The organism is Paraburkholderia hospita, from assembly GCF_002902965.1.
GTDB classification, from domain to species: domain Bacteria; phylum Pseudomonadota; class Gammaproteobacteria; order Burkholderiales; family Burkholderiaceae; genus Paraburkholderia; species Paraburkholderia hospita.
This window is the reverse complement of sequence record NZ_CP026106.1, coordinates 1928707-1953077: the sequence shown is the minus strand read 5'-3', so window position 1 is coordinate 1953077 and position 24371 is coordinate 1928707. Positions and strand designations below refer to the sequence as shown.

At 61.0% G+C, this 24371-nt stretch carries 21 protein-coding genes and 2 pseudogenes; 9 read left to right on the top strand and 14 right to left on the bottom strand.

The annotated features are described in order from the left end of the window. Position 1: 1 nt before the first annotated feature. The 5 genes and pseudogenes from C2L64_RS27060 to C2L64_RS56585 form a co-directional block, all read right to left on the bottom strand. Positions 2-268 (bottom strand): hypothetical protein, encoded by a 267-nt coding sequence (locus C2L64_RS27060; protein ID WP_007590129.1) that lies wholly within the window; start codon positions 266-268, stop codon positions 2-4. Between the two features lie 82 nt (positions 269-350). After that, positions 351-539 (bottom strand): annotated as a pseudogene (locus C2L64_RS27055) (sodium/glutamate symporter); the annotation flags it as partial. 400 nt (positions 540-939) lie between these two features. Beyond that, entirely contained in the window at positions 940-1290 is a 351-nt protein-coding gene (locus C2L64_RS27045; protein WP_007590127.1) for an HAF repeat-containing protein, read from the bottom strand. A 54-nt stretch (positions 1291-1344) separates the two neighbouring features. Beyond that, positions 1345-1542 (bottom strand): hypothetical protein, encoded by a 198-nt coding sequence (locus C2L64_RS27040; protein ID WP_007590126.1) that lies wholly within the window; start codon positions 1540-1542, stop codon positions 1345-1347. A gap of 188 nt (positions 1543-1730) precedes the next feature. Next, positions 1731-1808: pseudogene (locus tag C2L64_RS56585) on the bottom strand (IS6 family transposase); the annotation flags it as partial. Positions 1809-2011: 203 nt separating this feature from the next. Between C2L64_RS56585 and C2L64_RS27030 the strand changes: the two are divergent. From C2L64_RS27030 to C2L64_RS27010, 5 genes are all read left to right on the top strand, one after another. After that, the gene (locus C2L64_RS27030) at positions 2012-2524 is read left to right on the top strand and encodes a DUF1697 domain-containing protein (RefSeq protein ID WP_007590123.1); all 513 of its coding nucleotides are present in this window, start codon (positions 2012-2014) and stop codon (positions 2522-2524) included. A gap of 93 nt (positions 2525-2617) precedes the next feature. Further along, a complete protein-coding gene (locus tag C2L64_RS27025; protein WP_007590122.1) occupies positions 2618-3550 on the top strand; it encodes a 2-hydroxyacid dehydrogenase in 933 nt (310 codons plus the stop codon). A 28-nt stretch (positions 3551-3578) separates the two neighbouring features. Then, entirely contained in the window at positions 3579-4058 is a 480-nt protein-coding gene (locus tag C2L64_RS27020; protein ID WP_007590120.1) for an OsmC family protein, read from the top strand. Positions 4059-4666: 608 nt separating this feature from the next. After that, the gene (locus C2L64_RS27015; protein WP_007590115.1) at positions 4667-6010 is read left to right on the top strand and encodes a sigma-54-dependent transcriptional regulator; all 1344 of its coding nucleotides are present in this window, start codon (positions 4667-4669) and stop codon (positions 6008-6010) included. 248 nt (positions 6011-6258) lie between these two features. Further along, positions 6259-7407, top strand: a complete 1149-nt coding sequence (locus C2L64_RS27010) for a metallophosphoesterase (protein ID WP_007590113.1) — start codon at positions 6259-6261, stop codon at positions 7405-7407. A 6-nt stretch (positions 7408-7413) separates the two neighbouring features. On the opposite strand, the gene C2L64_RS27005 is transcribed toward C2L64_RS27010, so the two are convergent. The 5 genes from C2L64_RS27005 to betI all read right to left on the bottom strand — a co-directional run bounded on the left by C2L64_RS27005 (position 7414) and on the right by betI (position 13281). Further along, the gene (locus tag C2L64_RS27005) at positions 7414-7632 is read right to left on the bottom strand and encodes a hypothetical protein (protein ID WP_007590111.1); all 219 of its coding nucleotides are present in this window, start codon (positions 7630-7632) and stop codon (positions 7414-7416) included. Between the two features lie 239 nt (positions 7633-7871). Next, positions 7872-9287: an MFS transporter gene (locus C2L64_RS27000; protein WP_007590109.1), complete on the bottom strand. Its 1416-nt coding sequence runs from the start codon at positions 9285-9287 to the stop codon at positions 7872-7874. A gap of 162 nt (positions 9288-9449) precedes the next feature. Further along, complete coding sequence (betA, locus tag C2L64_RS26990) at positions 9450-11168, bottom strand: choline dehydrogenase (RefSeq protein ID WP_007590107.1); 1719 nt, start codon at positions 11166-11168, stop codon at positions 9450-9452. An 11-nt stretch (positions 11169-11179) separates the two neighbouring features. Continuing rightward, positions 11180-12649 carry a betaine-aldehyde dehydrogenase gene (betB, locus tag C2L64_RS26985; RefSeq protein ID WP_007590105.1) on the bottom strand — a complete coding sequence of 490 codons (1470 nt, stop codon included), beginning with the start codon at positions 12647-12649 and terminating at the stop codon, positions 11180-11182. Between the two features lie 41 nt (positions 12650-12690). Then, on the bottom strand, positions 12691-13281 hold the full coding sequence (betI, locus tag C2L64_RS26980) for a transcriptional regulator BetI (RefSeq protein WP_007590103.1): 591 nt from the start codon (positions 13279-13281) through the stop codon (positions 12691-12693). Between the two features lie 197 nt (positions 13282-13478). On the opposite strand from betI, the gene fdhA reads away from it, so the two are divergent. Then, positions 13479-14678 carry a formaldehyde dehydrogenase, glutathione-independent gene (fdhA, locus tag C2L64_RS26975; RefSeq protein ID WP_007590102.1) on the top strand — a complete coding sequence of 400 codons (1200 nt, stop codon included), beginning with the start codon at positions 13479-13481 and terminating at the stop codon, positions 14676-14678. A gap of 139 nt (positions 14679-14817) precedes the next feature. On the opposite strand, the gene C2L64_RS26970 is transcribed toward fdhA, so the two are convergent. The 3 genes from C2L64_RS26970 to C2L64_RS26960 form a co-directional block, all read right to left on the bottom strand. Continuing rightward, a complete protein-coding gene (locus C2L64_RS26970; RefSeq protein ID WP_238554799.1) occupies positions 14818-15318 on the bottom strand; it encodes a hypothetical protein in 501 nt (166 codons plus the stop codon). Positions 15319-15441: 123 nt separating this feature from the next. Next, positions 15442-18027, bottom strand: coding sequence for an adenosylcobalamin-dependent ribonucleoside-diphosphate reductase (locus C2L64_RS26965; protein WP_007590100.1), 2586 nt, complete (start codon positions 18025-18027; stop codon positions 15442-15444). Positions 18028-18605: 578 nt separating this feature from the next. Beyond that, positions 18606-19988 (bottom strand): IS4 family transposase, encoded by a 1383-nt coding sequence (locus C2L64_RS26960; protein WP_090838341.1) that lies wholly within the window; start codon positions 19986-19988, stop codon positions 18606-18608. A gap of 390 nt (positions 19989-20378) precedes the next feature. Between C2L64_RS26960 and C2L64_RS53405 the strand changes: the two genes are divergently transcribed. Next, entirely contained in the window at positions 20379-20531 is a 153-nt protein-coding gene (locus C2L64_RS53405) for a hypothetical protein (protein WP_158660539.1), read from the top strand. Here C2L64_RS53405 and C2L64_RS26955 read toward each other — a convergent pair. After that, positions 20515-21534, bottom strand: coding sequence for a GlxA family transcriptional regulator (locus C2L64_RS26955; protein WP_007744920.1), 1020 nt, complete (start codon positions 21532-21534; stop codon positions 20515-20517). The two genes, C2L64_RS53405 and C2L64_RS26955, sit on opposite strands and share 17 nt — an antisense overlap. A gap of 534 nt (positions 21535-22068) precedes the next feature. On the opposite strand from C2L64_RS26955, the gene C2L64_RS26950 reads away from it, so the two are divergent. Both C2L64_RS26950 and C2L64_RS26945 read left to right on the top strand, forming a co-directional pair. Further along, the gene (locus C2L64_RS26950) at positions 22069-23343 is read left to right on the top strand and encodes a serine hydroxymethyltransferase (protein WP_007744918.1); all 1275 of its coding nucleotides are present in this window, start codon (positions 22069-22071) and stop codon (positions 23341-23343) included. 43 nt (positions 23344-23386) lie between these two features. Beyond that, entirely contained in the window at positions 23387-24358 is a 972-nt protein-coding gene (locus tag C2L64_RS26945; protein ID WP_007744916.1) for a dipeptidase, read from the top strand. Positions 24359-24371 lie beyond the last annotated feature (13 nt).

The window sequence follows — 24371 nt, the reverse complement described above, 5'->3', positions numbered from 1 at the left end:
CCTAATGCGGGAATCCTGTGCTGATGTCCTCTCGCGCCCGCTGTTCGCCATCGCGCATTGCGGCTTGAGGATCTATGAAGGTTTCACCTTCGTAGATCTGATAGGCGAGGCAGCTTTCATAGACCGGCGATCCGTCCAGCCTCGTGATGGTGGCTCGCGCCACGTAGCCTGCAATCTCGTTGGGGGATCCAGGTCGATACTCCGGCCGAGCGTTGACGACGACGCGAAACGGCGGTGTATCAATCTCCCGGTGCAACAGCGACGACATGATAGCTCTCCTGCGCTCAACTAGATAATTTCAGGTTTTCCTTCGGCTTGTCCAGTTATATCCGGGTGCACATTGGCGGGAGTTACCCGTAAATCGGCAACAGCAGGAACAGTTTGATGACGATTGCGTTTGCGATATCGATGAAAAATGCGCCTACCATCGGCACGACCAGAAAGGCCAGATGGGATGGACCAAACCGCTCCGTGATGGCCTGCATGTTCGCGATCGCCGTCGGCGTGGCCCCAGGGCCGAAACCGCAATGACCAGCGGCCGGGAAAGTGTCACAGGTACTTCGCGAACGGTATGCCTGTCACTGTGGGGCACGGCGATGTCGAGGTACGATGATCGCTGGAAGACGGTCACGACAGGCAGGTGGTGGCAGCGTCAACGCCGGAGAAAGCTGTGCGTCACCGATACTGAGCTTGCTGACGAAGCAGGCGGATCAGTTGAGGCGATCGGCGCAGGGGCGTTGCCTATGTGCCGGCAGTTTAAGCGAGCGAACAGCGGTGATATGCCGTCACCTTTTGCTTCTCGAGATCTGGAGCCAGGCGATCCACAGGTTCAGTTCGTTTGAAGGAGGAGTGAACCCGAACTCCGGGCATCTGCCTCACGTTACGATCCGCGACCGGTAAAGTGACGTTCGGAGGTACAGGCAGACTCACACGGCTGGCTCAACGGCCGTGCCCGGACGGGGTGAGCAGAACGGCGTGCGCGATGCCATTGACCTGCGCGAAGCCCACGATCTGCCCACTGTCGCTGATCGCTCCTGCTTTCGCCAATATCAGCCCGGAACCGGCGCCTGCAAGCGTATTCAGATCGTGCATGCTGCCGTTTTCATACAAAAAGGCGCGGTAGGTCCCGTCAGCCATGATGCAGTCGCCTACCACGTCGCCGTGGACATTGATGCTCCATGCCTCGCTCTCGGAACTGCCTGGCAGTGCGCCCAGATCGGTCATATGGCCGCTTTCCGGGTACAGGAATGCATGGGTCTTGCCGCCCGTTGTGCGGCTGTAGCCGATCACGTCGCCGCGAGCGTTGATCCCCGTCGCGCGGCTGGCAGAACCGCCTGGCAACGTTCACAGATCGGTCATGTCACGGGAGGCAAAGCTGTCGCCCACAATGTCGCCGCGTTCGTTGATGCCGGTTGCAGCACCATCCGTGAGTGCACCAAGATCGGTAACGCTGTAGGCAACTGTTTCGGCCGCTGCGACATGTACGACACAGCCCAGTGCGATGCAGCCGGCGATATACCGTATCGAGACAGGTCGGCGCATGATCGGTCTTCCGCTGTATGATCGTTGGCGGTAAGTGGGTCCATTGAGTGTACTGCGTGCCATTGCTGTCGAATCGGTTTTTTCGCAGGATAGCCAACGGTTCCGTCCATCGTGAATGCCGCTTGATGGATCCAGGCAAGGCTGAGCTCGCTTTTGGCCCTCGACGTCGCGCAGGCTCTGGCCGCACCGAAATACCAGCGAACCGCGCAGCTGATGATGACAGCAGGGAAACGCTGGCCGTGATAGAGCGATTTCGTCTTCTTTATCGCCTGATGCTACCGCCGCCTTTCCATCAACCTGACAGCGCCGGCGAACACTATGCGGCTGCGCAGATGGCGCATCTCGACAGCGAAAAGGGCGGCGCGCATTGATGCGTTGAACGTCGACGAGGCCGGGCGCGATCGTCGACGCTATCGCTGCAAAGCCGATGCGGTAGCATCGAACGCAATCGCGACTCTACATTCCGCCCATGATCACTTATGTTGCGTTGTTGCGCGCCGTCAATGTCGGCGGCACCGGCAAGCTTCCGATGACCGAGCTTCGCAAGATGTGCGAGGCAGCGGGCTTCAGCAACGTGCGCACGTACATCGCGAGCGGCAACGTCGTGTTCGACAGCACGCTGGCGAAACGCGCGGTGCAGCAGGCGCTCGAACGCAGCCTCGAGGCGTATGCGGGCAAGCCCGTCGGCGTGCTGATTCGCACCGGCAAGGAGATGGCTGCCGTGCTGGACGCGAATCCGTTTCGCGACGAAGCGCCGAATCGCACGGTCGCGATCTTCCTCGACGCAGCGCCACCCGCCGACACGCTCGAACACATCGCCGGACAGCAGAACGAACAGGTCGCGCTCGGCAAGCACGAGATTTACGTGCACTACGGCGACGGCATGGCAAAGACGAAGTTGAGAATTCCAGCCGCGAAGACAGGCACCGCGCGCAACATCAACACGATTGCCAAACTGGCGGAGTGGGCCGCGCAATCATGACGAAGAGCGCTGCGCAGCACGGGGCTTGTTGCTACACTGCGCGTTGCCCAGTATTCCGTTGCAGCACTTCTCATCCTTTGCTTGCGTCGAGTCATGAAACCTTCCCTGCTCATCCTGATTCCACTTGGCGACGACAGTCGCGCGCGCATTTCAGCATCCTTCGATATTCATTACGCCCCCACACATGAAGCACGCGTTCAATCTATCGCGAAAGAAGGCGCGGCGATTCGCGCCGTATTGACCAACGGCACGACAGGTCTCACGGCCGATGAAATGGACCAGATGCCTGCGCTCGAATTCGTCAGTGCGCTTGGCGCGGGCTATGAAAACATCGCGACTACGCATGCAAAAGCACGCGGCATCGGGCTCGCGAACGGCGCAGGCACGAACGACGATTGCGTCGCCGATCACGCATTGGCCTTGCTGCTAGCCGTCGTGCGCGACGTGCCGCAACGCGACCGCGCGACCCGCGAAGGCATTTGGCGCGACACATTGCCGATGCGGCCGTCCGTGTCGGGCAAGCGGCTTGGCATCGTGGGCCTCGGCAATATAGGGCTGAAGGTTGCGCGGCGCGCGGCCGGCTTCGATATCGACGTCGCGTATCACAACCGCAAGCCGCGCGACGGCGCGGCATTGCGCTACATCGACAACCTGCACGAACTCGCGCGCTGGAGCGACTATCTCGTCGTTGCAACGCCGGGCGGTCCGGCTACCCAACATCTGATCGATCGCGCCGTGCTCGAAGCACTGGGGCCGAAGGGTTTTCTGGTGAACGTGTCGCGCGGCAGCGTCGTCGATACGGCCGCGCTTGCGCATGCGCTCGCGAACGGCGTGATAGCGGGCGCGGGCCTCGACGTGTACGAAGGCGAGCCGCAGCCACCGCAGGCGCTGGTGGATCTGACGAACGTCGTGCTTACCCCGCATGTGGCGGGCACGTCGCCGGAAGCGATCACAGCCTCCGTCGATAACTTCATCACGAACGCGACGCGCCACTTCGCGGGCGAAGACGTGTTGACACCCATCTGATCGTTCACATCACGAGGATCTTTCGCGCATGGCAAAGCATACGGCACTCATCGAATGGAGCAGCAACGGCAGCAAGTTCACCGACAACCGTTATAGCCGCGCTCACCAATGGACGTTCGACGGCGGCGCAGTGGTGCTTGCATCGAGTTCGCCGCATGTCGTGCGCGTGCCGTTCTCCGATCCGGCGGGCGTCGATCCTGAAGAGGCGTATGTCGCGGCGCTGTCGAGTTGCCATATGCTGTGGTTTCTGTCGATTGCTGCGGAGCAAGGTTATGTCGTCACGTCGTATCGCGACGAAGCCGAGGGCACGATGGCGAAGAACGATGCGGGCAAGGAAGTGGTCACGCGTGTCGTGCTGAAACCGGCCGTTGCGTTTGCGGGCGCGAAAACACCGAGCGATGAAGCGCTCGCACATCTGCATCATCTCGCGCACGACGCGTGTTTTCTCGCCAATTCGGTGAAGACGGTGATCGATGTTGAAGGGAGTTGGAGCTTCGAACAGGTTTGATTTGCGTTCAAGCGCAATAGCTAAACACATATGTCTGTGTAGCAAGCTTGACTTGTTTCTTTCATATCGGCGAGGCCAGATGATTCGCATCAGCGCGCCTTAAGCATTGCGCTTTATGATGCACGGCCTCGTTTCGCGACACTGCCGGTAAGCATGTCGCTTTTCGCCAGGTGTAATTCACGATTACCGGTTCATTCGACTCGCGGATCGGCCGACACGGTATTTTTGTCGCTATTCAGAATGCTAATAAGGAACAAGTTCGGCATTCAAAACGAGACAAATTACCGGTGTGTTCAGATCGCCACAGTCACTCTCGATGAATGTAAAGGATCGTTACTCACGTAACGGGCGAAATGGCGCACGAGTACCGCGCCTTCCTTCTTCTCACGTCGTCTACAGCGCGCCTCGCGCCATGACTGCCGTCGTCACGCACACGCAATCGCCAACCTGCCGTTGCACATAGACGTTTTCAAACAGTAACAACCCGCGATATTGACGAGACCATGATTCCATTAACTTTTTGAGTAACCGATCGCGGCCGTTGTACGGGGGGCGTGAAGCAGTCGGTACTTGTTCGATCAATTCGAGGCGGGTCAACCGATCACATCATGAACCTGAATCTGAAAAGGCTCTATCACGTATGCAACCCTGAGCGTGCATGTCTCGACGGCAATCTTCCGTCGCTGCAATGGCGCATTCGTTGCATCGATATCCGTGAACGCCAGGGCGCCGCATTGCTCGCCAATGATCGCGCCGCGGGTCTGATCGAATTTCCGTCGTTGAGCATTCCCGCCGATCTGAATGAAGTCGACGAACTTACGCGAACCAGCGCGGCGATCAGTTGGGTGGCTGTCGTCACCAATGCGCACCTCAATGATCCGGAAATCGGACGGATCGTGCGCACGCGCTGCGTGAGTTATATCCGCTTGCCCGCGGCGGCAGAGATGGTTGCTCAGGAACTCGATCGTGCGTACGAGATGTCAGCGGGCGACGGGAGCGAACATACGAGCGCGAACGCGGGATCGGTCGCGCTGATCGGCGCATGCGCGGCGATGAGCGACGTGCGTGCGGCAATACGCAACGCGTCGGAACATGAACGGCCTGTGACGTTCATCGGCGAATCGGGGAGTGGCAAGACGCTGGCGGCGTCGTCGATCCATCGGGGTTCGTCGCGCCGCGAAGGGCCGTTCGTGTCGATCGATTGCGCGGCCTTCGCGCCGGAACGCGTGGAAACGGAATTGTTCGGGGAATCGGGCGGCGAGGAGATCAGAGTCGAAGAGGGCAATCAGCGTTCGCGCCTCAGCATGGCGGAGGGCGGCTCACTGTATATCGATGGTATCTGCGAACTGCCGCTGTCGGGACAGCAGCGTCTCGCGGACATGCTCGATACGGGGGCGCGCAATGTACGCATCATCTGCTCGACACATATCGACTTGCAGCGCGCTGCAGACGAACATCGTCTGCACGCGCGTCTTTTCTCGCGGCTTTCACCCGACACGATCACGATTCCGCCGCTGCGCGAACGCGGCCCCGATATCCGCTTGCTCGCCACGCATCTGCTGAAGAGCTTTCGCTCCGATTCCCGCCATGGGGTGCAAGGTTTTTCCGTGTGCGCGTGGGAAGCCTTCGACGCGCACACCTGGCCCGGCAATCTGCAGGAAATGATCAATCGCATCCGCCATGCGATCGTTGCCAGCGATGGCACGCTGATTACAGCCGTCGATCTGGGTTTCGATCAGACCGCGAGCGTACCGATGATGAGCGCGTCCGGCGATGACGACGACATTCCCGAGTGGGACGCCGTCGAACTGGCCATCGCGCGAAATCAGGGCCGGCTCGATGCGGCGGCGACGGAGCTGCACATTTCCAGGGTGTTGCTCGCGCGCATGCTGGCCTCGGACTCCCGGCGGTCGGTGGCGACCCCGGGCGAGTTGCGGATGGATTCCGCCTAGGCGCCGGAAAGGCGCTCGCCTGCAAACAGGCAATAACCGCAATGCGCTTCACGAACAGTTACACAAACCTTTTTTGTGTAGCACCTTGTCACATATCTGCGCGCTATGCTTGCCGTCAACGTCGCGGCGCACTTCACTTTTCAAGCGTACCTACCCTGATTATTTTCGCTTCGTTATTGGCTATTTTTTACGGATTTTTTTATTCCGTCCTATGTGGTATGTCGTATTTCCGGAACCTTCCCTGACCCATGAAAGAGCCCTATCGCGCCGTTCACCGCTATCCGCGTAACGACTCGGGACGTGACTTCGTCGTGGGCGATCTGCACGGCTGCTTCGCGCAATTGCGCACGGAGCTGGCGGCGCGCCACTTCGACCCGCAGCGCGACCGGCTGTTCGCCGTCGGCGATCTCGTCGATCGTGGGCCGCAATCGGACAGGGTGCTGGAGACCGTCGAGCAGTTCGGGATCAAATCGGTGAAGGGCAATCACGAAGACGTGATCGTGCGCTGGCATGCCGGCGAGGAGCAGGCGCTTTCGCTGCTGGGCAACGGCGCCGACTGGCTGCTCGACAGAGCCGATGACCGGGACTGGGTCAAGGCGATCGCCGCTTACATGGCGTCGCTGCCGTACCTGATCGAGATCGAAACCGAGCACGGGCTGGTCGGCCTCGTGCACGCGGATTCCCCCGTTTCGGACTGGAACCGGCTGGTTGCGGATATCGAAAGGGAACGGGCGGACGGCAAGACGCGCCGCAAGGCAATCTGGTCGCGCACGCGCTGGAAGACGCATCAGCCGCATCCCTCGCCATCGCGCAACACGTTGCGCAGCCTGCTGGACAAGGCGAGGCACAGTGTGCGCGGAGAGGCGCATGTGGTAGGGCGGATCGAGAACGTGACGGCCGTGATCGTCGGCCATACGCCCGTAACGGCCGTCACCGCGAAGGACAACGTGATCAACATCGATACGGGCGCTGTCTATGGCGGCAAGCTCACGATCATGGATCTTGCCGATCTGCCGAAGTGGATCGACGTGTCGCCGCGTTCTTCTGTTGCCGCGGACGAGCCGGGTTGGCGCGAGCCGGTTATGGCGAACAGTGCCGTGAGCGCACAAGCGCCTGTGGTGAAAGTGGGGATTGCAAGCGCTGATGTGGCCGCAAGCGAGCATGACGTCGCGCTAGCGGAACATCCTGCACCGTCGGACATTCCCTCTGCAACGGCGGCGCGTCGTAACGACCTGCAAAACGAAGCCCCGCGTCTCGCACCCGAATCCAGACCCGCGCCTGAACCGTTGACGCCGTTCGTGTCGAACGGCATGCACATCACTGTACGCATGAGCATGCACAGCATGGTGAGCGAGTTGCAACAGGGCGCGAAAACCGTCGCCACGCGTCGGCGATAGCGGCATTCAATTCGGCAGCGCGTGACGCGCCGTATCCATGCCAAGCCGTCTGAGCAGATCGCGTCCACGCGCGTTGATCTGCAGTGCGGCACTGCCGCCGCGAAGCTCGTGCACTTCGACGAGTTCGTAGTGGCGTAATGCAAGTACATCTGGGTCGAGCGATTCGATACGGCGTTCATTGCCATTCAACAGCATGAGCGTCGCCAGTTCGTGAGGGCTCAACATCAGGACACCTCCGTGGACAAGTGAGCGAGCAGTCCGGACATGCTAGTCGGATGACACGACAGTTTGACTACGGGTGTGTTTCATCACGTTACGCGGTTACGTATTTGACGGTGGCGAAAGGCGGCGGCTAGTCCCGCGCATGCGAGGCATGCGCGAATGGCGCGGCGATAAATCGACGATGAGCGTGTAACAGGCTTACGCACGGGTAAGCCCGTAACAGCATCTGGAAAGCAGGCGCGCTAGCGTGCGTCGTCGGCTGCGACGCGCCAGGCAGGCGCTTCGTCATCGACATGCGACACCAGCGTTTCGAGCGACAGACCTTTCGTTTCGATACCCATCACCCACACGGCCAACGCGGCGACGCCGAACGACAGCGCGCCGAGCGTGAACACGCCGCCTTGTCCGAAGATGGGCAGCACCACGCCGACGGCATAGGGGCCGATCAGCGAGCCGACACGGCCAATCGCCGATGCAAAGCCGGACCCCGTTGCTCGTGCACCCGTGCCGTAGAGTTCGGGCGTGTACGTGTAGAGCACGGCCCACATGCCGAAAAGGAAGAACTGCATCGCGAGGCCGGTGCAGATCAGCAGCGTCACGCTGTCCGCGTGCAATGCCGTCTGGCCGTATGCATAGGCCATCACGCCGCCGCCGACCAGCGACGCAATACATGTCGGCTTACGCCCCCATCGTTCGACGAGCCACGCGGCACACAGAAAGCCCGGCACGCCGCCAAGCGAAATGAGCACGGTGTAGAGCACCGACTTCGTGACGGCGAAGCCTGCCTGCTGCATCAATGCACCGAGCCACGACGTCAGGCCATAGAAGCCGAGCAGCGCGAAGAACCACAGCGTCCATACCATGATCGTGCGGTGGCGGTAGGCCGCGCTCCAGATCTCACGGAACGCGCCGTGCTTCGAAGGCGCGGCCTGATCGGCGAGCGTCGACGGTGCGGGCAGCGAACGCAGTCCTTTGGACTTCATCACCTTCGCTTCGATCTGGCCCAGCACGGCGTCGGCCTGGGCAAGACGTCCGCGATGTTCGAGCCAGCGCGGCGATTCGGGGACGATGCGCCGCACGATCAGGACGAACACGGCGGGAATCGCGAGCAATGCGAATACGGTGCGCCAGCCGAAATGCGGCAACACGAAGAACGACACGACGCCCGCCGTGATGAAGCCGAGCGGCCAGAAACCGTCCATCAGCGCAACGAGCCGTCCGCGCGAAGCCGTCGGCACGAATTCGGACAGCAGCGTTTGCGCGATCGGAAACTCCATGCCCATGCCGATGCCGAGCAACACGCGATAAACAATCAGCGCATCGACGCTTTGCGCCGTCGAACACAGATACGACGCGACGCCCCACAGCACCATGCTCCACTGAAAGACCGGGCGTCGTCCGAAGCGATCCGCGAACAGGCCCGCGACGGCCGCGCCGAGCACCATGCCGAAGAAGCTCGCGCTAGCGACGAGTCCCGCCATTGCGCTCGACAAACCGAACTCGGTCTTGATCGAGCCGAGCACGAAGGTCATCGTGCCGAGATCGACGGAATCGAAGAAGAACGCAATCGCGATGATGAGGAAGATAGTACGGTGATAGCCGGAAAACGGCAGGCGTTCGAGACGCGCGGCGGCGCTGGGTCGTGCGGTGGTCGGCATGTCATCCTCGGGTGGAGGTTGGAAGAGGCCGGTGGTCCTGCGAAGCACGCTTGCTTCGAGGGCCGGCTCGTTCCAGTAGATGCCGCCATTAATCCGTCATATAGAACAGATTCGGCATTGGGATGGAATGTGTGCGCCATTTGTAATGACGCACACGTTCACTCATTGCGTATGCGCGGCCACGCTCCGTGCCGGTGCGCGCGCAACATTCTTTGCGCCGCGTGCCGGTGCGCCGTTCGCCGCATAGTAGGGCGCGTTGGAGCGCGCGAGCGGATCTCGCCCGCGAATGCGGTCCGCGATTTTCTCCGCGAGCATGATGGTCGGCGCATTCAGGTTGCCCGTCGTGATGCGCGGCATGATCGAGGCGTCGACTACGCGCAGTCCTTCGAGACCATGCACGCGTCCTTCGCCATCGACGACGGCCATGTCGTCGTAACCCATCGCGCACGAGCACGACGGATGAAAGGCCGTCTCGGCACGCGCGCGCACGAACGCATCGATCTGCGCGTCCGTCTGCAATTCAGCGCCGGGACTCAGTTCGCGTCCACGGAAGCGGTCAAGCGCCGGCTGCGCAATGATCTCGCGGGTCACGCGGATCGCGTCGCGGAATTCGCGCCAGTCGAGCGCTTCGGACATGTAGTTGAAGAGAATCGACGGATGCGCGTGCGGATCGCGCGAACGCAGCTTGACGCGTCCACGGCTCGGCGAGCGCATCGAGCCGACGTGCGCCTGAAAGCCGTGCATCTTGATCGCATTGGTGCCGTTATAGTTGATCGCCACGGGCAGGAAGTGATACTGGATGTTCGGCCACGGGTCGTCGTCGCGGGTGCGGATGAAGCCGCCTGCTTCGAAATGATTGCTCGCGCCGATGCCCGTGCCTTTCAGCATCCATTCGATGCCGATGGCGGGCTGATTGCGCAGCAGCAGTGCAGGGTAGAGCGACACGGGTTCCTTGCACTCGTACTGCATGTACATCTCGAGATGATCCTGCAGGTTCTGGCCGACACCGGGCAGATCGAGCACGACGGGAATGTCGAACTCGCGCAGCCATGCGCCGGGCCCGACGCCCGAGCGTTGCAGGATTTGCGGCGATGCAATTGCGCCGCCGCACAGCAACACTTCTCGGCGCGCATGCACGGTAATGCGCGCGTCGCCGTCCAGATACACCACGCCTTGCGCGCGCTTGCCGCTAAAGAGAATGCGGTCGGTGGTCGCGTGCGTGACGATCGTGAGGTTGGGCCGCTGCTTTGCCTGATCCAGATAGCCACGCGCGGTGCTCGCGCGGCGGCCGTTCGCCGTCACCGTGCGGTCCATCGGACCGAAGCCTTCCTGCTGATAGCCGTTGAGGTCGTCGGTACGCGGATAGCCCGCCTGCACGCCCGCTTCGACCATCGCTTCGAAGAGGGGATTCACGCCCGGTTTGCTGGTCGTTACATGCACGGGGCCATCGCCGCCGTGATAATCGTTCGCGCCGATATCACGCGTCTCGGCCTTGCGGAAGTACGGTAGGCAATCCAGATAAGCCCAGTTTTCAAGGCCTTTTCGTACGGCCCAGCCGTCATAGTCGAGTGCGTTGCCGCGGATATAGCACATGCCGTTGATCAGCGACGAGCCGCCGAGTCCCTTGCCGCGCCCGCATTCCATGCGGCGATTGTTCATGAACGGCTCGGGGTCCGTTTCATAGGCCCAGTTGTAGCGGCGTCCCTGCAACGGATACGCAAGCGCGGCAGGCATCTGCGTGCGAAAGTCGAAGCGGTAGTCAGGGCCACCCGCTTCGAGCAGCAGCACGGTCACGTCGCGGTCTTCCGTCAGGCGCGTCGCGAGTACGTTGCCCGCCGAACCCGCGCCGATGATGATGTAGTCGTACTCTTTCGCTGCCATGCTGCGCTCCCTCAAAACACGGGCTGATATTTGCCCAGTTCGACCTGGATGGACTTGATGCGCGTGTAATGCTCAAGTGTCGTGATGCCGTTCTCGCGGCCCACGCCCGATTGCTTGTAGCCGCCCACGGGCATTTCGGCGGGCGACTCGCCCCATGTGTTGATCCAGCAGATGCCTGCTTCGAGCTGGTGAATCACGCGATGCGCGCGCGACAGGCTCTCTGTTACGACGCCTGCAGCGAGGCCGTAGATCGTGTCGTTCGCGCGCGCGACCGCTTCGTCTTCGTTCGCGAAGGCCAGGATGCTCATGACAGGGCCGAAGATTTCCTCGCGCACGATCTTCATGTCGTCGCGGCAATTGGAGAATACGGTCGGCTGCACATACTGGCCGCGCGCGTAGTCGCCGTCGGTGAGGCGTGCGCCGCCCGTCACGAGCCGCGCGCCTTCCTTCTTTCCGCTTTCGATGTAACCGAGCACCTTGTCCAGTTGCGCCGCGCTTGCGAGCGGTCCGAAATTGGTTGACGGGTCTGACGGCTTGCCAATGCGAATGCGCTTCACGCGCTCGATCACGCGTTCTTCGAAGGCCTGTTGCACCGATTGATGCACGAACACACGTGTGCCGTTCGTGCATACCTGGCCCGCGCTGAAGAAGTTGGCGGTGACGGCGATATCGGCGGCGCGGTCGAGGTCCGCGTCGTCGAACACGATCAGCGGCGACTTGCCGCCGAGTTCCATCGTCACTTCCTTCAGCGACGAACCGCCCGCCATCGACATCACCTTCTTGCCCGTTTCGACGCCGCCCGTGAACGAAATCTTCGCGATGCCGGGATGGGCGCTCAGCATCGCGCCGACGCGGCCGTCGCCCTGCACGACGTTGAACACGCCGGGCGGCACGCCTGCTTCGAGGTAGATTTCCGCGAGCTTCGACGCGGACAGCGGCGTCACTTCGCTCGGCTTGAAGATCATGGCGTTGCCGGCAGCGAGCGCAGGCGCGGACTTCCAGCACGCGATCTGGATCGGATAGTTCCATGCGCCGATGCCCGCCGTCACGCCCAACGGCTCGCGCCGCGTATAGACGAACGACTCCGTGCGCAGCGGAATCTGCTGGCCTTCGATGGCCGTCGCGAGGCCCGCGTAGTACTCGATCACGTCGGCGCCCGTGACGATATCGACGGCGCGGGTTTCGGCAATCGGCTTGCCCGTGTCGCGCATTTCGAGTTCGGCGAGCGCGTCGTTGCGCTCGCGCAGCAACTCGACGGCGCGGCGCAGGATGCGTGAACGCTGCATGGCCGTCATCGCGGCCCATGCGCGCTGGCCTTCCCGCGCCGATTGCACGGCGCGGTCGATATCGGCTTCGCAGGCTTGCTGGACGTGCGCGAGCAGTTCGCCCGTGGCTGGATCGAAGCTGTCGAAGGTGACGCCGCTGGTGGCGTCGACATATTCGCCGCCGATGTAGAGACGTTGCAGGCCGTAGGCGGGCATCTGTTTTCTCCTTGAAATGCGGGTGTTCGTGGTGCAGCGCGTTATGAGCCGCTTTGCGCGAGCAGCAGGTCGATGTAGTCGTTCGCGAGGCGCAGCGCCGCTTTGGTATCGAATGGATCGCCTGACAGCGCGCCGCGCAGCCACAAGCCGTCGATCATCGCGGCAAGACCGCTGGCGGCGCGCCGTGCCGACGCGCGCGGCAGTTCCTTCGCAAACTCCGCGCAGAGGTTCGAATAGAGACGCCGTGTGTTCACGCGTTGCAGACGGCGCAGGGACGGCTCGTGCATGCTTTCGGACCAGAACGCGAGCCACGTCTTCATTACCGGGCCGCTGACCTGCGAGACGTCGAAATTCGCTGCGACGACCGCGCGCAAACGCGCGCGCGGCTGCGGCTTCGCAGCGATGCGGCGGCGCGTGGTGGCCGCCCACAGGTCGCGCAGGATATGGCGCATGGTCGCTTCGAGCAGGCCGTCCTTGTCGCCGAAATAGTGACTGACGATGCCCGTCGAGATGTTCGCGCGCTGCGCAACGGACGCGAGCGTCGTGCCCGACAGACCGGACTGGTCGATCGTGAGCAGCGTGGCGTCGATCAGTTGCGCGCGACGCACTTCGCGCATTCCGACTTTGGGCATGGATGACTCGTAACGCTTCCGAAAGTCGTCACTCTAGTGGTTTTTTATTGAACGTTCAATCAACAAAAACCGTGCAAACCGGCTTTGTCGGTTTGGGGAAAACGCGTGTCGGATTTTGAACATTGGCCGATGGGGCAAAGGGACTAACCTCGACTCAGCGCCTATTTGCGCATTCAGACGAACATGGAGACGAGACGATGAGCAGCAATCGCGGTGTCGTGTATCTGGGGCAGGGCAAGGTCGAAGTGCAGTCGATCGATTACCCGAAGATGGTCGATCCGCGCGGACGCGCGATCGGTCATGGTGTGATCCTGAAAGTGGTGTCGACCAATATCTGCGGCTCCGACCAGCATATGGTGCGCGGCCGCACGACGGCTGAAGTCGGCCTTGTTTTAGGGCACGAGATCACGGGCGAAGTGATCGAGGTGGGCCGCGACGTCGAGACGCTGAAAATCGGTGATCTGGTCTCCGTGCCGTTCAACGTGGCATGCGGCCGCTGTCAGACCTGCAAGGAGCAGCACACGGGCGTGTGCCTGAACGTGAACCCGTCGCGTGCCGGCGGCGCTTACGGCTACGTGGACATGGGCGGCTGGATCGGCGGCCAGGCCGAGTACGTGCTGGTGCCGTATGCGGACTTCAATCTGCTGAAGTTTCCCGACCGCGACCGCGCGATGGAAAAGATTCGCGACCTCACCTGTCTCTCCGACATTCTACCGACGGGTTATCACGGAGCCGTGATGGCGGGCGTGAAGCCGGGGTCGACGGTGTATATCGCGGGCGCGGGCCCGGTCGGCATGGCGGCCGCCGCGTCGGCGCGTTTGCTGGGCGCGGCCTGCACGATCGTCGGCGACATGAACGAAGAGCGACTCGCGCATGCGCGGGCTGTCGGCTTCGAAACGGTCAATCTGTCGAAGGACGCGACGCTCGGCGAACAGATCGCGCAGATTCTCGGCAAGCCGGAAGTGGATTGCGCAGTGGACTGCGTGGGCTTCGAGGCGCACGGCCACGGCAGCCACGGCTCGCGCGAGGAAGCGCCTGCCACGGTGCTCAATTCGCTGATGGACATCACGAAGGTCGCAGGCGCAATCGGCATTCCCGGCCTCTACGTCACCGACGATCCGGGCGCTGCCGATGCGGCGGCCAGGAAGGGCAGTCTGTCGATTCGCTTCGGCCTCGGCTGGGCGAAGTCGCATTCGTTCCACACGGGACAGACGCCCGTGATGAAGTACAACCGCAATCTGATGCAGGCGATTCTGTGGGACCGCCTTCCCATCGCGGATATCGTCAATGTGTCGGTTATTTCGCTGGACAACGCGCCCGATGGCTATCGTCAGTTCGATGGCGGCGCGCCGCGCAAGTTCGTGCTCGATCCGCATGGATTGCTGAAGGCTGCATGATGCGAACTGGAGGGTTCGCATTGGGCAGGTAGAGCTGGTCGAAGTCTCCTCTGTCCCGCTGGACGATGCTGCGTTTCCTTTCGCGAGGAACGCAGCATTTTTTTGTTCATCGACGTAATGGGAGTGCGAGGGCCGGCCGTTAAAAGTCGTGCCGAATCGAGAAGGTCGCGCCTCTTTCGTGGGAATGATTGAGGTTCAAAAGCGGATTTGCCCGGAAGCTCCAGTCGTCGTCACTTGCGGCCGTGGGCGGAACGTTTTGCGGGTCGGCCGGAACGCCGAAACCATAGATGGGCAAGTTTGGCGGCTGGCCGGCCTGAAGGCTGTCGAGCGGGGCGAGATAAGGGTTGCCCGGCGCGCGTCCAACGCGGAACCGCTGTTTGCCCGGCGCGATGCCACGGTTGTCAGGCAGGCCATAAGCCGAACTAGCCAGTTGCATCGAGTTCTTCATGACGTAGCGATGCACATGACGTTGTGGCGCATACGGCGATGACGCAATGACGGGATATGAGTAAAACAGGATAAATGGGGAATCCCTTTCGGACGTTACATGGACGCGATCGTTCGCGAATGAAGTGCCGCTAATCAGAAGCAATAACGCACCGGCAATCCAGCGAGCTGGATTGCGGTGCGTCACGGACATGATCCAACCGAAGACGGAACTAATCACACTACCGGCCACCCTGGTCCATTAGAACCCTTACCGGTTAAGGCATCGATAATCCGGTTTAGTTCTTTTTATATTGCAGGTAAAAAATACGGCCGATTATCCGCACGCGCCAATTTCCCCACACGCCGTGCAAAAATCGCACCCATCCTTGCGGATCACCGCATTTGCGCCGCAATTGCCGCATTTACGGCCATGCATCGTGCGCAATTCCTGAGCGCCGCGCTGTTCCTCTGCGGCGTCTTCGATTGCGGAGAGTGTGTGATCTGCCGTCGACGCATTGGGATTCGTATGCCCGAGCGGCAGGCGTGCGAGCATACGTGAGGGCACCTGGTTGCCTTCCGCATCTAGAAAGCCGCGCCGATGCAGTATCTGCTGAAGCGCGTAAGCGAGCGCGGCGACTTCCGAATCGTGCCAGCGCGGCGAATGGTGTCCGTCGATCCGCTGCACCTCGCCGAGCCTGACCTGGCCGCGGTCCCAAGACACCTTGCGCAGATCCTGCAAATTGCGTGCGACAAAACCGCCGCGCGCGGCAAGCGACAGCGAGCGCATCGTCGCGGTGATCCATTGCTGCGATTCGTCGCGCTGACCGGCGGGAATGAAGAACTCGATGGGCCGTTCGATCGTTACTTCCTCGCCGCCGACGCGTCCCGTCACCTCGATGAACGACGCGGCCAGATACAGCGATTTCTTGCCGGCAGCCGTCAGGTACTCCACTTTCTCGATGATCGCGGGCAATTCCCCTCTCGGTCGATGATCGATTGCGACGCGCAGCGGGTCGAGATCGATTTCCGCGAGGGCATCGTCGGGCGTGGCGGCGGGTTCCTGCGTCACGCTGAGCACGGCGCCGAGCGTTTCGTTCGGCCGATACGTCGCAAGACCTTTCAGACCGCTTTTCCATGCATCGAAATAGAGGGTTTCGAAAGCGTCGAACGGATAGTCGGCGGGGACGTTGACCGTCTTCGAAATGGACGTGTCGATATACGGCTGCACGGCCGCCATCATGTCCAGATGATCGCGCGCGGACATTTCGAGCGCGCTGACGAAATAGTCCGGCAGATGGGCGACATCGCCGCCAAGCTCGCGATAAAGACGGTATGCATGATCTTCGACCGCGAACTGCTCGCGGCTGCCGTTCGCCATCACCTTCATGCGCGTGTACGTCCACGAGAACGCCGGCTCGATACCGTTCGATGCATTGTCCGCAAACGCCAGGCTGACCGTGCCCGTCGGCGCAATGGAGAGCAGATGGCTGTTGCGAATGCCGTGCGTGCGGATGGCGTCCTTGATGTCATCAGGCAGGCGCGACGCGAACGTGCCTTCTTCCAGATATTGCTTTGCGTTGAAGAGCGTAAACGCGCCGCGCTCGCGCGCGAGTTCGACGGATGCACGATACGCTTCGTCGCGCATCAATCGCGCGATGCGCACCGCGAAATCGCGGCCTTCCTGCGAGTTGTAGCGCAGTCCCATCATCACGAGCGTGTCGCCGAGTCCTGTGAAGCCGACTCCGATGCGGCGCTTCGCACGGGACTCATCGTATTGCTGCGGGAGCGGCCAGAGCGTCACGTCGAGCACGTCGTCGAGAAAGCGTACGTGGGTGCGCGTGCGTTGCGCGAGCGCGTCCCAGTCGAACGACGGCGTGCCGCCATGCCGCTGCGCGAACGGATCGCTTACGAAGCGCGTCAGGTTCAGCGGGCCGAGGTTGCAACAGCCGTAAGGCGGCAGTGGCTGCTCGCCGCATGGGTTTGTCGCGCGGATCGTTTCGACGGCGCGCAGGTTGTTGTCGTCGTTCATGCGCGAGATGAATACGATACCAGGCTCTGCGATATCGTAGGTCGAGCGCATGATGCGATCGAAGATCTCTTTCGCGCGCCGTTCGCTGTAGACCCACATGCCGTCTTCGCGCTTATGCATGTCGTTGGCCGTACGCATGGCCGGCGTCGGTTCCGCGCGATGCACGAGTTGCCACATCTCGTCGTTCTCGACGGCGCGCATGAATTCGTCGCTGACGGCGACGGACACGTTGAAGTTGTTCCAGCGGCCTTTCGAATGCTTGGCCTCGATGAATTCGAGCAGATCGGGGTGCGTGCAGTCGAGCACGGCCATTTGCGCGCCGCGCCGGGAGCCGGCGCTTTCGACGGTGCGGCAGGACGCGTCGAATACGTCGATATAGCTGCAGGGTCCAGACGCTGACGAACTGGTCGTTTTTACGCGCGCGCCGTGCGGGCGGATTGCCGAGAAGTTGTAGCCGACGCCGCCGCCGCGGCGCATGGTTTCGGCTGCTTGCAGCAGCGCGACGTAGATGCCGGGCAAGCCCTGGTCGTCGACGCCTTGAATACTGTCGCCGACCGGTTGCACGAAGCAGTTGATCAGCGTCGCGGCGATGCCTGAGCCTGCGGCGCTCATGATGCGGCCTGCGCCGAGTGCGCCGTTCTGGAGGTTCTCGACGAAGCGCGCCTCGATTGCCGGGCGCAGGGCTTCGGGCTCGGCCATGGCGACTCCGCGCGCGACGCGGCGGTAGACATCGTCGGCGGTTTGTTCGTCGCCCTTGGCGTATTTTTCTTGCAGGACGTCGAGGGAGAATTGCTGCGGCGCGATGGGGGTTTTGCGTTGGTCTGGGTGTTGTCGTTGTTGTGGTTGCTGCGGTTGCTGCAGTTGCGTCGGTTCGTTGTCGGTGTCAGCCATGAGGAGCCTCAGAGGCAGTGGTGCGCGACGCCCGGTCGCTGTGAGGGTTCACCTTATCTCACTACGCAGGGGTGTGCAAACCGCACACGGACGGTTTTTGATGTGGGGTGAATGATTTTGGTTTTTCGCGGAGTGGGGTGGTTTTGGGGTGTTTTCGCTGGCATTGCTGTGCACGCGGTTTGGTTTGCTTGTGTTTGCGCTGGCATCCGCGCTATGCCTTCGTGCTTCAAGCGTCGCCCCTGTGCGGGGCGGCACCTACTTTTCTTTGCCGCCGCAAAGAAAAGTAGGCAAAAGAAAGCGGCTAACACCGTCAGCGCTAATTGTTGCCTGAGGGCCCTCAACCGGTCCTACGCTTCACACGGCAGTGCCCAGATTGGTGTTCGTTGCCAACGCTTCGAATGAACGCCTCACCCACTTCACGCACCCGCACAAGAGCAAGCGGCAGCGAATGGTTTGCGCCGCCTAGGTGGCAAACTGTGTGTAGGTTGTCGCGTCGTATAGCTTGGCGCTCTTACATGGAGGTATGCGCGTGCTATCGGTCCGAAGTCTCAGGATTACCCACATTTTTACTGAGCATGCTATCCGCTTTGCCTGAAGAGCTGATACATCTTCGTAATTTCGTGCAGGACGAGAAATCCACGCCATATGACTGTCGGTCCTGGTGGGCGGTCATGCGTGCGATTCAGATAGCCGCCAAGCATGCCTATCCACACGATGGTTTGTTGCAGCGTTGGAACCTGCTCTGGCAGTTGCGTGGTTGCGTGGGTATGGCAATAGAGCGCCTGCCATTCAACTGGCTGGAGCAATACTTCGCAGCACAGCTGCGTGCCCGTTCGCGCAAGCAGCGTGGCATACAGGATGCGCCACGCGATGACGGCAAACAGAGCAGTCGCTCTCACAAACCGCTCGAGCGTGCCGAACTGGCGCGCCTCGATACGGCAGCCGCTTTTGAGCACACGGTGCCACGTCTCAATGGTCCAGCGTCTGGCGTACCAGGCCAGCCGTTCGAGAACTTCTTCAAGCGAGCTCGTGGGCACCGAACTGAGCAGCATCCATTCAAGCGGTTCAACACCGTTCGGGGGATTATCCTCAATGGCGTGAATCGCAAAGACGTCGACCTCAGGCAGGCTGCGGCGGCTTGCGCGCGCTCTTGGAGATTGCAGTCGCACGCTCGCACAACGCAACGTCAGTCGCGCTATGCGCTGAGGAAGTTTGCTTCTGGTTGGTATCCGCAGTTCAGTGTTGCCAAGGGGCGTGGTGGCCAGAACAGTTTCCCAAAGGTAGCCTTGCGGATGACGCGCTACACGGTTGTGTGTTGCGCGGATCAACCAGTCCACTCCGGCGGGGCGTTCGGCGGAAAACAGTTCGTAAAGGTCGCTCTCGCGGTCTCCAACACAGACAAACCGCGTCTGTTCGCAACGTACCTTGAGTGCCGCGAGATGATCGATTCCTTCAAGCCATTTGACGCTTTCCTTCTGTTCGATCGGGCGCGTGACTGCGGGGGCACTCTTGCCGAACACCGCTTCGGGGCGTACCCAGGTCTTCACGCCCAGCACGCCTAGCGGCAAGCCATCGGGCGTGACTGCCAGCAGGCTGTGCATCATGAAACCCTGCTCATTGTTGCCAGTGCCGCGCCCCAGCCCCTCCGTCGCAGGCAGATGCGACAGGTTGAACTCCGTTGTGTCCTGAATCGCCAGCACGATCGGCACCTGTCTCATGCGATCAAGTGTTTGCGCAATATGGGGCGCGAGAATCCCGTTCGTGTCGACCTGCGTATTATCGAAGAAACGGTAGGCAGCCTTCAGTTCGGCCGGCTTGAGCGATTGAGGAAATGAACCTTGCGGACTGCACGCGAGTCGGCGAGCCAGCGCAACAAGACGCTGCGCCAGGCGCGCATCACCCAGATCAGCCTCGCCAAATTCGGCACTTGCCCAGTCATCTGTCTCGTTCTCGTCGACCAATCCCGACTACCGTTGCGAACAGAATGGGCCAAAGTTAACATCGACGCCGACTGTTTACAAGCGATCATTCACCACTCTCCTTGCAAGATGTGGGTAATCCTGAGGTCCGAAGTGAGGCGTGCGAGGCACTACGGCCTACACACAGTTTGCCACCTGGGCGGCGGAGGAATATCTGGCACGGCATGGTGAAGCGCGGGTGCGTGAAGCGGGTGAGGCGCACCGCAAGAGCGTTGGCAGCGAACATGGGTCACGTGATTGCCGTGTGAAGCGTAAGACCCTTTGGGGGCCCTCAGGCAAACACACGTGCTGGCGGTGTTAGCCGCTTTCTTTTGCCTACTTTTCTTTGCGGCGGCAAAGAAAAGTAGGTGCCGCCCCGCACAGGGGCGACGCTTGAAGCAGGCAAAACAAATCGCGGATGCCAGCGCAAAGGCCAAAAAACCCAACCGCCTGCGCAGCAAACACCGCCACGCGGATCCCAGCAAAAACCTAAACAAACCAACCAGCGTCGCAGACAATCAAAAAACCATCACGCATGCACAGTAACCCCACCAATCGAATTACTAATCACCGCATGCGCAAGAGGCGCGACTTGCTTCCTCCGCTCCCGCGTAGGAGCCGTTCCAAAAGCATCCCGATAGCTCTTACTAAAGTGACATGCCGACTGAAACCCACAAGCCATCGTGATATGCATGATAGACATATCAGTCTGCAACAAAAGCTCCCGCGCCCGCCGCAACCGCAAAGTCAGATAGTAATGAGTCGGCGTCATCCCAAGATGCTCACGGAACAGCCGCTGCAACTGCCGTTGCGACATATTCGCAAGCCTCGCGAGTTCCTCGCGCGAAAGCGGCTCTTCGATATTGTTCTCCATCAAAGCAATGACTTCGAACAACGACTTGTTCGCCGACCCAAGCCGCGCCACCAATGGCATCCGTTGCTGCGCGTTGTTGTCGCGCACATGCTCGACGATGAACTGCTCGGCAATCTGCGTGACACGCGGCGTGCCGACGCGCGCGGCAATCAGGTTCAACATCATGTCGAGCGGCGCGACCCCGCCCGTGCAGGTCACGCGATCGCGATCGATGACGAAAAGCTCTTTCAGGAACCGAATGTCAGGAAACTCTTCCTTGAGCGCCGACATGTTCTCCCAGTGAATCGCGCACGCATAACCCGCGAGTAATCCCGACTTGGCGAGCGCATACGTGCCCGTGCACAGGCTGCCCAGCGCGACGCCCGCCCGCGCGAAGCGGCGCAGCGCCGACAGATGCTCGGGCGTGGTCACGCGTTGCACGTCGGTGCCGCCGCATACGAACACGATATCGGGCGTGCCCACGCAATCGGCCGGGCCAGTATCGACAGACAGACCGTTGCTCGCGCTGACAGGGCCCCCGTCCGGGCTGATGATGGACCAGCGGTAAAGCGTTTGCCCGCTCAGATAGTTGGCCATGCGCAGCACCTCGATCGCATTCGTGAACGCGATCATCGTGAAGTTGGGCAGCGGCATGAACGCGAAGTGCGACAACGACGCGGTTCGATCGGGGGACATGGTTCGGGCGTTCCTTCTGCTCGATGTTCTGTTACGGCCGAGTGGGGAGACGGCCTTTCTTATTCTGCGAGTGAGCGCAACAAGCATGCCATACGGCTAAACCCTGGCTGGATAACCTCGATGCGGCAGTGCATTCGCGCGATCGCACCGGCGCTGTGCAATGCCCGCACTGTCTGCGAGCCTGTCGCGCTCTCAAGCGGTGCCGTTTGCGCGAACAAATAGTAACCGGGCGCTGCGATGCATCATGGCGTAAACACATCAATTTACTCCATTGACACTGCTGATAAGCACGACCGGTCGCTTTCCATCACTTGTCCAAAACGGACCTGCATGGCGGAAAAGGCAAAGAACGCGTCTGAAATCATAAATTGACCGGACAGGCGAAAGACAAGAATAGAGTCGTCGGTGGAGGTGGTGCAAAGCCAGTCCAGTCAAGGGATAGCGCGGAATCGGACAGTTGGCCTCGCACTCGCTTTTCGCTTTTCAGTCATTAAATGTCCACTGAAGATCAACCAGGTCAACTGAACGGAAGCCATGTCGAACGCCAACCCATTCTTCTCGCAGTCCCTCGCCGAGCGCGACGCAGCCGTACGCAAGTCGGTGCTCAAGGAACTCGAACGCCAGCAGTCGCAGGTCGAGCTGATCGCATCGGAAAACATCGTGTCGCGCGCTGTGCTCGAAGCACAAGGCTCGGTGCTGACGAACAAGTACGCGGAAGGCTATCCCGGCAAACGCTACTACGGCGGCTGTGAGTTCGTCGATGAAGTGGAAGCGCTCGCCATCGAACGGATCAAGAAGCTCTTCAACGCAGGTTTTGCCAACGTGCAGCCGCACTCGGGCGCGCAAGCCAATGGCGCCGTGATGCTCGCGCTCGCAAAGCCGGGCGACACGATTCTCGGCATGTCGCTCGATGCGGGCGGCCACCTGACGCACGGCGCGAAGCCCGCGCTGTCCGGCAAGTGGTTCAACGCGGTTCAGTACGGTGTGGATCGCGAAACCTTGCGCATCGATTACGACCAGGTCGAAAAGCTTGCGCACGAGCACAAGCCGTCGATGATCATCGCAGGCTTCTCCGCTTATCCGCGCGTGCTGGATTTCGCGCGCTTCCGTGCGATCGCCGATAGCGTCGGCGCGAAGCTGATGGTCGACATGGCGCACATCGCAGGCGTAATCGCGGCAGGCCGTCATCCGAATCCGATCGAACACGCGCATGTCGTGACGTCGACCACGCACAAGACGCTGCGCGGTCCGCGCGGCGGCTTCGTACTGACCAACGACGAAGACATTGCGAAGAAGATCAACTCGGCGGTGTTCCCCGGTCTGCAAGGCGGTCCGCTGATGCATGTGATCGCGGGCAAGGCCGTCGCATTCGGCGAAGCACTCGAAGACAACTTCAAGACCTACATCGACAACGTGCTGGCGAACGCGCAGGCGCTCGGCGAAGTGCTGAAGGAAGGCGGCGTCGATCTCGTTACTGGCGGCACGGACAACCACCTTCTGCTCGTCGATCTGCGCCCGAAGGGTTTGAAGGGCACGCAGGTTGAACAGGCGCTCGAACGTGCGGGCATTACGTGCAACAAGAACGGCATTCCGTTCGATACGGAGAAGCCGACAGTTACGTCGGGCATTCGCCTCGGCACGCCGGCGGGCACGACGCGCGGCTTCGGCGTTGCGGAGTTCCGCGATATCGGCCGCCTGATTCTCGAAGTGTTCGATGCGCTGCGCACGCATCCCGATGGCGACGCGGCAACGGAACAGCGCGTGCGCCGCGAGATCTTCGCGCTGTGCGAACGCTTCCCGATCTACTGAGCCGCTCTATCTACACGAAAGCCCCACAGCTACGGAGTCAAACATGAGCAACCTGCACGACAGCAGCATCATTATCGACGGTCTGAACATTTCGAAGTTCGACCGCTCGGTGTTCGAGGACATGAGGAAGGGCGGCGTCACGGCAGTCAACTGTACGGTCTCCGTGTGGGAAGACTTCCAGAAGACCATCGACAACATCGCGGAAATGAAGCAGCAGATCCGCGAGTACAGCGAGATCCTCACGCTCGTGCGCACGACGGACGACATTCTGCGCGCCAAGAAAGAGAACAAGACGGGCATCATCTTCGGCTTCCAGAACTCGTACGCGTTCGAGGACAACCTCGGCTATATCGAAGTTTTCAAGGAACTCGGCGTGAACGTGGTGCAGCTTTGCTACAACACGCAGAACCTGGTCGGCACCGGCTGCTATGAAGCGGACGGCGGCCTGTCGGGCTATGGTCGCGAAGTGATTCAGGAAATGAACCGCGTCGGCATCATGGTCGACCTGTCGCATGTCGGCGGGAAGACGTCTTCCGATGCAATCGCCTGCTCGAAGATGCCCGTCACGTATTCGCACTGCTGCCCGTCGGGTCTGAAGGAGCATCCGCGCAACAAGAGCGACGAGCAACTGAAAGAGATCGCCGACGCGAACGGCTTCGTCGGCGTGACGATGTTCGCGCCGTTCCTCAAGCGTGGCCCAGATGCAACCGTCGAAGACTATCTCGAAGCGATCGACTACGTAATCAACGTAATCGGCGAAGACAAAGTGGGCATCGGCACCGACTTCACGCAAGGCTACTCGACCGAGTTCTTCGACTGGATTACGCACGACAAGGGCCGCTATCGCCGTCTGACGAACTTCGGCAAGGTCGTGAACCCGGAAGGCATTCGCACGATCGGCGAGTTCCCGAACCTGACGGCTGCGATGGAAAAGGCAGGCTGGAGCGAATCGCGCATCAAGAAAGTGATGGGCGAGAACTGGCTGCGCGTGTTCGGCGAAGTCTGGAACGTCTGATAAGCGAAACCTG

Bases quoted from the DNA above. Each gene is read 5' to 3' on its own strand.
- betB (WP_007590105.1), bottom strand. From the start codon at position 12,649: ATGCCCGCCTACGGCCTGCAACGTCTCTACATCGGCGGCGAATATGTC.
- betA (WP_007590107.1), bottom strand. From the start codon at position 11,168: ATGGCAGCGAAAGAGTACGACTACATCATCATCGGCGCGGGTTCGGCG.
- C2L64_RS27025 (WP_007590122.1), top strand. From the start codon at position 2,618: ATGAAACCTTCCCTGCTCATCCTGATTCCACTTGGCGACGACAGTCGC.
- fdhA (WP_007590102.1), top strand. From the start codon at position 13,479: ATGAGCAGCAATCGCGGTGTCGTGTATCTGGGGCAGGGCAAGGTCGAA.
- C2L64_RS26950 (WP_007744918.1), top strand. From the start codon at position 22,069: ATGTCGAACGCCAACCCATTCTTCTCGCAGTCCCTCGCCGAGCGCGAC.
- C2L64_RS26970 (WP_238554799.1), bottom strand. From the start codon at position 15,318: ATGTCCGTGACGCACCGCAATCCAGCTCGCTGGATTGCCGGTGCGTTA.
- C2L64_RS27040 (WP_007590126.1), bottom strand. From the start codon at position 1,542: ATGCGCCGACCTGTCTCGATACGGTATATCGCCGGCTGCATCGCACTG.
- C2L64_RS26945 (WP_007744916.1), top strand. From the start codon at position 23,387: ATGAGCAACCTGCACGACAGCAGCATCATTATCGACGGTCTGAACATT.
- C2L64_RS27015 (WP_007590115.1), top strand. From the start codon at position 4,667: ATGAACCTGAATCTGAAAAGGCTCTATCACGTATGCAACCCTGAGCGT.
- C2L64_RS27010 (WP_007590113.1), top strand. From the start codon at position 6,259: ATGAAAGAGCCCTATCGCGCCGTTCACCGCTATCCGCGTAACGACTCG.
- C2L64_RS26965 (WP_007590100.1), bottom strand. From the start codon at position 18,027: ATGGCTGACACCGACAACGAACCGACGCAACTGCAGCAACCGCAGCAA.
- C2L64_RS27030 (WP_007590123.1), top strand. From the start codon at position 2,012: ATGATCACTTATGTTGCGTTGTTGCGCGCCGTCAATGTCGGCGGCACC.
- C2L64_RS26955 (WP_007744920.1), bottom strand. From the start codon at position 21,534: ATGTCCCCCGATCGAACCGCGTCGTTGTCGCACTTCGCGTTCATGCCG.
- C2L64_RS27000 (WP_007590109.1), bottom strand. From the start codon at position 9,287: ATGCCGACCACCGCACGACCCAGCGCCGCCGCGCGTCTCGAACGCCTG.
- C2L64_RS27005 (WP_007590111.1), bottom strand. From the start codon at position 7,632: ATGTTGAGCCCTCACGAACTGGCGACGCTCATGCTGTTGAATGGCAAT.
- C2L64_RS27060 (WP_007590129.1), bottom strand. From the start codon at position 268: ATGTCGTCGCTGTTGCACCGGGAGATTGATACACCGCCGTTTCGCGTC.
- betI (WP_007590103.1), bottom strand. From the start codon at position 13,281: ATGCCCAAAGTCGGAATGCGCGAAGTGCGTCGCGCGCAACTGATCGAC.
- C2L64_RS27020 (WP_007590120.1), top strand. From the start codon at position 3,579: ATGGCAAAGCATACGGCACTCATCGAATGGAGCAGCAACGGCAGCAAG.